The sequence below is a fragment of the Erwinia wuhanensis genome (assembly GCF_030484085.1).
GTDB classification, from domain to species: Bacteria; Pseudomonadota; Gammaproteobacteria; order Enterobacterales; family Enterobacteriaceae; genus Erwinia; species Erwinia aeris.
Window position 1 is genome coordinate 443,845 of the sequence record NZ_JAUJUH010000005.1, and the last position, 8,062, is coordinate 451,906.

The 8,062-nt window shown below is 48.9% G+C and carries 5 protein-coding genes; all 5 read right to left on the reverse strand.

Features of this window, described 5'->3' with window-relative positions; translation table 11 throughout:
• Positions 1 to 80: 80 nt before the first annotated feature.
• On the reverse strand, positions 81 to 3,563 hold the full coding sequence (locus QZH36_RS14770; protein WP_301730545.1) for an ImcF-related family protein: 3,483 nt from the start codon (positions 3,561 to 3,563) through the stop codon (positions 81 to 83).
• Entirely contained in the window at positions 3,560 to 4,768 is a 1,209-nt protein-coding gene (locus tag QZH36_RS14775; RefSeq protein WP_301730546.1) for a KPHS_23130 family T6SS system protein, read from the reverse strand. The genes QZH36_RS14770 and QZH36_RS14775 overlap by 4 nt, the downstream gene beginning before the upstream one ends.
• Positions 4,769 to 4,799: 31 nt before the next feature.
• Positions 4,800 to 5,546 carry a hypothetical protein gene (locus tag QZH36_RS14780; RefSeq protein WP_301730547.1) on the reverse strand — a complete coding sequence of 249 codons (747 nt, stop codon included), beginning with the start codon at positions 5,544 to 5,546 and terminating at the stop codon, positions 4,800 to 4,802.
• 124 nt (positions 5,547 to 5,670) lie between these two features.
• Positions 5,671 to 6,273: a hypothetical protein gene (locus QZH36_RS14785; RefSeq protein ID WP_301730548.1), complete on the reverse strand. Its 603-nt coding sequence runs from the start codon at positions 6,271 to 6,273 to the stop codon at positions 5,671 to 5,673.
• A gap of 14 nt (positions 6,274 to 6,287) precedes the next feature.
• Positions 6,288 to 8,062 (reverse strand): M23 family peptidase (locus QZH36_RS14790; RefSeq protein WP_301730549.1); only part of this gene is annotated, 1,775 nt, incomplete at its 5' end.

Here is an 8,062-nt window from a genome sequence, read left to right on the forward strand (position 1 = left end):
CAGGGCTGCCAGCTTTCCGTGCGTGTGCCTGTTGCTGTCGTTAGTCTGACAGGCGGCGACCAGATTTTGCAGAGTGCTTATTATTCGACTTCATCCATGTCACTGTTTCCGGTGTTGGCCATCAGCGCCTGAGCGGTAGCCGCGCTGTCGACACTGAATATCTGATCCGGTAACGTGAAACCGTGCAGATCCAGTAGCGCCAGCGGACCTTTTCCAAGTTGTGAACGCAGTACCCACTGCAGCGTGCGGCCATCTGGCGCGGTGAAACTCATCATCCACTGGCTACGGTTAAGCTGCTGGCGCTTGCCCTGATCCAGCCAGCGAATAAAGCCCCAGGCCCCGCTGTAATCCCCGAACAGACGCGTTCCGGCATTGACCGTGATCCAGGTCAGCATAGTCCCCGGCTTGTAAGTGTCTCCCGGCCAGCGGAAGCTTTGCCAGTCGGCCATCTGGTTGAAGTAGTGCAGCTTTTGTCCATCAATAGTCAGCTGAGTTTCCACCACCTGTGGTACAGGACGCGCCTGCAGCTCAAAGCGGATGCCCTGACTGCCATCGGTGAACAGAATGTCTGACAGCTGGCTCAGCTGGTTAATGGCCCGCAGGAAGGCCGGGTTAAAGGTAAGCCCCTGGCTGTTGACCTTATCCGGTACCCACTGGCTGCCCTCTTTGTGCAACACACCGCTGAGTTCCGTGGTCAGGAAGCGCTCTATACGTCCGCTGTCCTTACGCACAAATTCAGCCAGCATGGGTAAAGAAGCATCACTTTTGCTGGCCGCAAACGGGAAACGCCCGTCAAAAGCAGTTTGCCAGTTCGCGACAACCGAGCGGCTCCATTTATCATTCAGACTGGCTGCCGACGGCTGAAGCACAGTCTCCCAGGCCTGGGTCAGCGGCTGCACAAACATCGTGTTGCCAAAACCACTCCACTCTTCGCCAAGGCTTGCCGAAATCAGACTGCCGTATTGCTGAGTGTCTGTCAGATCCACGCTTTTGCCCTGGAATACGGTCTGCGCCAGGATCTGCATCATCGCCTGCGGATCTGAGGCGCTGGCCACCTGTTGCAGTCGCAGACGTACGCGGGTGATACGGGTCAGATACGTCTGCAGGCTCAGGGAGGTGTCAGCCGACATGACGTTACTGCCTTTGTTTTTACCCAGAAGCTGAAGCAGTGGGCCAAAGGTTTCATCCAGCGGCCCCTGCGGCCCTGACGCAGACTGCTCAATCGCGGGTTTATCTTTTCCACCTACGAGATCTTTAGCCGATTTGATGATGGAATCCGAAAGACTTTCGCTTTGCTGGCCGGTCTGCCCCTGCCAGGCGAGGGTATTCATCAGGGCAATCAGTGGCGACTGCCGGACATCACTCATCAGCGTCAGCTGGTCGGTAACGTCAGCAATGTTGTTTGCCTGGTTAAGTCGCAGGCTGTTGAGGAAGCTCAGCCAGCTGCCGGCAAAGTCGGTGAAGTAGCGTTGCGTCAGACGCGCCTTCAGGGCTTCCGGTGACAGGTCAGCTGATATGGCCTTATGGGAGTCGCTCAACACCCAGTCAATTTCATCCCGGCGGGAATTTGCGGCCTTTGCGATAGCCTGCTGGATGCCCCCTTCCCACGCCTGGCGGGTAAACATGCCTGGCACCACTTCCTCGGTGGTGAACAGTCGCCGCGCATCGGTACCGCTGGTCATGTCTTCCAGAGACACATCGGCAAAGTTACGACGTACCGATTTGAGCATGTTCTCATACAGGGTGCTTTCGGCGTTACGCCGTCCAATTTGCTGCAACAGTACCTGGCGGCTCTGACTCACCAGCTGCGCATCCGGCCTGATTTTCCACTGTGGTTGCTCAGGCAGTTCGGTGATGTAGAAGGCCCACAAGTCCGGCGACAGGCTTTGCCAAAGGCCGGTTGAAATGCCCATCCGCGTCGGCTGCACGGCTTTCATGGTCTGGGCGTAATACGCGCCGTCGACTTTATCCGGACGGGCCATCATTAACCAGGCTTTCAGTTGGTCATAGCCCGGCTTCGCCAGCTGTGCCCGCTGGTCGCTGCCGGGTACAGAGCCTGCCAGCGCGCTGAGCTTCTGCGTAAGCGCCTCGTTCGCCGGGTCACGTATCAGGCGGTTGTTTGCCACACCGTACCAGGGCAGCAACGCATCGAGCAGTTGCTGGTTATGGTCAAGACCGAAGCGCTGGTACCAAGGGGCACCATCCTCAATATGGTGCTGCAGACGGCCGGCGTCATTACGCAGCATATGCAGAGCCGTCAGCTGGTAATCCGATACGGAAGAATGCTCCACCAGAGCATGCGCCTGCTGCGCCACAGAGACAATCTGCAGACGGTTGACCGCAAACGACAGCAACGTCCCCGCCCCCCAGACACCGATAATGGCCATCAGTGTCCAGGCCAGCGTCTGTTCCCGCGCCATACCGACACGGCGGCCACGCACGCGGGTACAGTCATCAACGATCCCCTGCCAGGTCACCGGCAGGGTCAGCGCATGGCGTTGTGATTCCGGGATATATTTCTCAGCGTTGGCAGCTGCAGCACCGGCTGTTTCTCCTGCGATAGCGGCGGGTTTATTCTCCGGCAGGCTAAACATCAGGCCACGCAGCGGAACGCGCTGTTGGGAGGCTGCCAGCCATGGCACCAGTTGCTGAGTCCAGCGGGCGATACCGCCGTCTTTGAGGTGCTGGCCCAGGCGCAGCAGGAAGTCGTGGCCGTTGTTCTCAGCGACCTGACTCATCCCCTGCGTTCGCAGGGCCGGAAGCATCAGCTCAAGCTGGCGGGTAATTTCGTCAGGCTTAGCACGCAGCGGGAAACTGGCACCTACCGTCTGTTCAGTGCGTTTTGCCTGCGACCACTTGCTGTCGCACAGCTGCCACAGCCAGACCGGGGCGGAATAGCGCAGTAATTCGCTGATTTTTTCCAGCCCGCGTAAATCGTTATCGCTAATCTGAGGTGTGAGGTTAAGTGACTGAGGTAAGACGCGGACAATACCGTCCAGTGGGCGTCCGCGACGCAGTTTGCGTAGCGCGGTATATTTTCCCTTGTCCGGTTCAGCAGTCAGACTACCGCCGTAAATCAGCACGGTACGGTTGCCTTCAAGCCACTGCTGCTGTTGCAGGCCGGGTACCAGCTGTTCAATCGCAGCTTCGTCACCGGTAATCAGCAACAGGCGGGTTTTACGACGCCAGTAAAGGCCAATACGGGAGCGGAGATGCCCCCGAATCCTGTCACACATGGCCACCGCAGGATGAACAGGCGCTTTATCATTTTCCCGTTTCTTTTTCTCATCATCACCGTTGGTATTGTCGACAAGCGCATTAAACTCCTGCTTACCGACACTACGTACTGCCGCCAGAAGCACCACTGATACAATTAGGGCACAGCCTGAAATACATCCGCCAGCGATAAGCCAGTAAATTTGCTGCTGACTACCGTCTTCAATCCCGGCAGTATCCGGATGCTTCCAGACCATGAACGTCATAACGGCTAACAGCAAAAAGAAAATCAATGCGACAGCAAGATAGCGGCCTTCCGTAGTCTTCGGTGCTAAAGGTAGCTTCACGGATCCATCTCCTGTCGGGAAGCAATCGGGGTAATGAGCGTGCTCCACAGCACATTCTGTGTGGTATCTCCGCAGATAATCATCTGTGGTGACTGAGTTTGTCGGGCGATTTCAGTGGCGGCAGCGATAGCCAGCCAGGGGGCTGCGGCTCCGGCATGTCCCATGGATATATCGAGCGAAATGACGGCTTCGTCCTCTACAGACTGCGCAGGGTGAGCATTCTGGCACTCGATAACCTCTGCGCGCTGCTTACCCGTAAGACCGGCAAGCCATAAATTTTTCACGATATTTTCTTTGAGCGGGACGTTCCAGGCGGCCATGTTCATCCCCTCGCGCAGTTCACCTGATGGAGCAGGATCAGGCCGGTGCAGCAACGCGAGAGGCTCGAGCGCCTCCTGGGTCAGGCGGTTGCCAAGAAGCAGAGCAACGGCTGCTTCAGCAGTATTGTTTGAAACAACCGGGTCAATCTGGAGGCCAACAATCAATAACATTGCTTTATCTTTAATGCGGTGTTCCAGCCAGTGGTTGACTACCTCCAGCCCATTGCTATCTACATATTCAACAGCGCAGGTTAGGCCACTCTCCTGCCAAACTTCCTGCCAGATATCTCTGACAGCAGGGAATGACAGAGATGACGAGATATCGAGGATGACAACAAGCGAAGCGTTCTCCGGAAACTGGTGAACTGGAAGATCAGCAATGAGTTCAGAGAACAGACGTGAGATGACCAATCCAGGGGTATCTTCTGGTTCTGCCGTAATACGGCTCAGCCTCATGCTTTTTTCGCCTTTCCAGTCCGGCTGCGAAATGATAATGCTGTTATTATTAAGCATATCAACAGCGACATAACGCTGTTCGTCTTCCTGATGGGCTGTAATAAATGTCGTATTCAACACTTGAAGCGCACGACGAGCCCTACGGGTCTCACTCAGGATCCATTGCTCCCGACGCTGGTCAAAACCATTCGCTTTACTGTCCTGTAATGACCAGATCCACATACGAAAACCGAAAGTTACAATCCACACAACGAATGGCGTGCCAATGGCAAACATCCAGAAGTGGCTATTATCGATGTATCGTCCGAATATCCGCATAAGGATCACGCTAATGACCAACATCGCAACCAGGACAGCAAACCAACGAGATGCTTTTGGTGGAACTGGTCGAAGATAACATTCAGGAAGATGTTTAAGGGAATACGGCATTTATACTCTCATACTTCAAAATTTCTAAAATTCAGCTAAAATAGAAAGATCGTTTGGTTCTCTCAGGATATCTATCAAAGAGCACCTTATCTTTTTTATAACCTCTATTTTTAATCTCAATAAATGCAACATCACCATTTTGATCATAAAGAACATGAAGACCTTCCTCGACATAATTCCCTTTTACATAAGCATAATTAATCTCTTCACTAATAAGGCCTTTCTCAATACCTTCCTCATAATACCTCCGACATTTCATAGTCTTACCATCAAGCGAGCACACTCCAAATCTTGCAAATGTAAACCCATATTTTTCAAAAGTATAAATAGTAGTGATATCACCTTTATAGAAGAAAAATTTATTTTCTAAGCGAGGTGCATTATCGTAGCCCAAATATAATTTATTGACTTTATCATTATCTATATTTGCCGGAGGTATACCTTGACCAGTACTGTCAACTTCTGAAACATAAATCTTTCCTATTTCTTTCTGCTCTGAGCAATTTTTTTCTTTTACAAATTCAATTTTTGATATCCCACGAATGTATTCTTCACTCTCAGATTTATAAGACATATATGCACATGAGTATTTCTTTGACATTAACCGCCTGTCTTTCTTTTTTGTTTCGAATTCTTTAACACCATTCCTGTCATAAAATAAAAACTTATCGCCTCCAGAGTTGATCAACACTCCACATGATTTTTTCAAATGGCTTCCTGCATAGGTTGACAAAGAAATAATTAAGCATAAAAGTAAACCTAAATTTTTAAAATTCATACCCACCCTCCCCGAAGAGCAATAAACAACGTTTTCGCATTCAACTATTATTAATGCTAGTTTATTGTAAACATCCCACTTTAGTTGGTGAAAAACAAAAGAGGTAGAGTCCCCTCTCAGCATTTTACCTTGCGCATTCTTTGAAGTCTTTCTTATCTAATGTAAGGTTTTTCAGATCTTTCATTGAAATTTTATTCGCTGCTAGCTTTACGCTCGTGCCTTCTGAGAAACAAAAAACGCTACCTGAATAAAAATAGATCTCTTCTGTTTTTTCTGGTGTGCCATTTTCTGATTGATATATAGCATCAGTCACAAACCATTTAATATCTTTACTACCATGAACGATCCTCAGTTTTTCTATGCCGAGACACAGTTCAGAATCTTCTGCATATCCTGACTTATATGTCCTATCTGGTATAAGATATTGATCATTATTTTTGAGCACTAAATTACATCGACTATAAGGCTCATCTTTTCCTGGTACACCCTCACGGTTAAAAACAAAGGGATATGCATTTTCAACACCTAATTTAAGAAAAACATAGTAAGGGGGAAACCCTGATTCAGGGACATTAACTTGATATACTTGAGAGAGACCGTAAGGTTCCCCTTCTTTGAAAGTATAACTTTTGACTGCAGATGAAACATCCGCGGTATTCGCAAGTACACCTGATGAATAAAAATTGACAACACTAACTAAGCTCAAAAATAAAAATGTATTTTTCATCATTACTCCAGACCTCACTTACACTGCTTCGTATAATCAACAGTAATTTTCACAGTACTGCGACCTTTTTGCACGTCAACTGTTTCTTTGGTATCTGTTATTACTGCATCATTTAAGTAGTAGAACGCATACCGTGTATAGGCCTGTCGTTCAAAATACCCATATCCACCACCATTAACTAGAACCGAACATCTACCGATTGACTCTGAAGTAATCCCATTATCAGGTACCCTGTTAATATTCACCTCATGGCTGTGATGTTTTGACACCCAGTAAAAACCAGCGCTATCAGTTGCACAGAATGAATCTTCAGCAATAATTTTAGGGTCGTAACGTGGATGCCATTTTTTTAAAAGTGTACCATCAATGACGGTAAGCTTTTCATGGGTTTTCTTATCTATAACCGTTTTTCTTGGATCAGCCCAATAATGTTCACTTACATTTGTTATTCGACTATCATCGTAAGAATACCCTGAAGTTTCATCAGGTAACTTCTCTTTCGTTCTAAATTTTCTATAGTCATCGAAATTTTGCGGCCAGGTTAGCTGCATGAAGCCTCTGCCATAAAATGGCTGATAATACTTATCCGCTGGGGATACAAACTTACCTTTGCTATTTTTCTGCCCCTTTCCACCTTCAGTCATTGTCCTGAGCATCCCAGTCTCAATATAAATCTGTCCTAAAAATGCAGAACGCCTTAGTGGGGATATTATATTGTACTTATTACATGTATTGTTAAAGTCTTTCACATACTTTTCCCACCGACCAAACGATGTAGCCCATGGAACTGTTACATTAACTGGCTTACTGGGGTAGCCTTCATAATATTTCCTTGGAATCATGGAGGAAATTTCTTCATGGCTAAGCCAGCCGCACCTTCTCAAATTATTTATAAGTTTAGTGGGATTGAAGTGCCAAAGGCTTCCGCTACTGAATGCTGATTCAAAGCACAACGCTTCGGCATGAGCCTTGAATTTTGCATAATCTTCATCCGTCATCGGATCATGCTCTTCACTTCCCGTTTTCAGCCATGAAAAACGGGTGCCGATCGTACTTTTTTCCCATTCAAACGGGAAATGGCAGATTAGCTTCCCACACTGGTTATCGAACTCACCATCTTCCTGAAGTTTCTTGATAACGGCTGAATTACACTGGCTGTCGCTGTCACTATCGTCATCAACCAACTGCCAGCCCGTCCAGTGAGGGAAATCAGCGTCACTAAACTTTTTAATACTGGGGTCAGCAAGGTTGACCACCCCTTTTCCTCCCGGGTAACTGATCGTCATCCATAATGGAGCGTCTGCCGGCACCAGAGTTTCATGTTCCGTATTAATAATCCGGCCAAAACGAAGCAACTCAAATCCGGCACTTGGGCTCTCCTTATAATTCCGCATCGCGGTTTTATAAAGATTGTATTCGTAGTCTTTGCCATCAGCATTCACCAGTGGCTCGCCCAGCAGATCATATTTCCCGTCAATCTGCGTATTTTTCTGCCGCGTTACCATAGTGCAGCTGCCCTGGGCCAGAGTCATGCTGACATACAGAGGTGCACTGCTGGTATACAGCTCAGAAAGCCCGGTTATGGAGGTACTGTTATTTGCAGGTGCCCTGTCATAAAACTTTGTCTGCGGTGGCAGATAAAAGTGAATATCACCATAAACGGCATCGGTTCGGCCATCTTTCGACACGTCCAGTTCGCGGCTCTTCCTGCCCGTCAGTTTGCTGATGTTGTCGTCATCACAGAAAATCTGGAAATGGAAGGCATTGACCGCATCGACCATCCCGGAGG

Coding starts and splice junctions, on each gene's coding strand:
- QZH36_RS14775 (WP_301730546.1), bottom strand. CDS start 4,768: ATGCCGTATTCCCTTAAACATCTTCCTGAATGTTATCTTCGACCAGTT.
- QZH36_RS14780 (WP_301730547.1), bottom strand. CDS start 5,546: ATGAATTTTAAAAATTTAGGTTTACTTTTATGCTTAATTATTTCTTTG.
- QZH36_RS14785 (WP_301730548.1), bottom strand. CDS start 6,273: ATGAAAAATACATTTTTATTTTTGAGCTTAGTTAGTGTTGTCAATTTT.